This is a genomic window from Terrisporobacter mayombei (assembly GCF_020748465.1).
Taxonomy (GTDB): domain Bacteria; phylum Bacillota; class Clostridia; order Peptostreptococcales; family Peptostreptococcaceae; genus Terrisporobacter; species Terrisporobacter mayombei.
In genome coordinates, this window is record NZ_JAHZMP010000217.1 from 1 (window position 1) to 457 (window position 457).

The 457-nt window shown below is 54.7% G+C and carries 2 protein-coding genes; both read left to right on the forward strand.

Going from position 1 to position 457, the window contains the following annotated elements; genetic code table 11:
* On the forward strand, nt 1-190 hold a 190-nt coding region (locus K0039_RS25280; protein ID WP_272491554.1), incomplete at its 5' end, for a uroporphyrinogen decarboxylase family protein.
* Between the two features lie 9 nt (nt 191-199).
* A partial coding sequence (locus tag K0039_RS25285) for an endonuclease V (RefSeq protein WP_228106883.1) occupies nt 200-457 on the forward strand: 258 nt, incomplete at its 3' end.

Here is a 457-nt window from a genome sequence, read left to right on the forward strand (position 1 = left end):
GGATCCGTCGATGCTGTACGCGCCGCCTGCCCGCATTGAAGAAGAAGTAGCGACTATACTTGCAGGTTTCGGTCACGGCGAAGGTCATGTCTTTAACCTTGGTCACGGCATTCATCAGGATGTGCCGCCAGAACATGCTGGCGTGTTCGTGGAGGCAGTGCATCGACTGTCTGAACAGTATCACCGCTAAGGAGTGATTATGGATCTCGCGTCATTACGCGCTCAACAAATCGAACTGGCTTCTTCTGTGATCCGCGAGGATCGACTCGATAAAGATCCACCGGATCTGATCGCCGGAGCCGATGTCGGGTTTGAGCAGGGCGGAGAAGTGACGCGAGCGGCGATGGTGCTGCTGAAATATCCCTCGCTTGAGCTGGTCGAGTATAAAGTTGCCCGCATCGCCACCACCATGCCTTACATTCCAGGTTTTCTTTCCTTCCGCGAATATCCTGCGCTG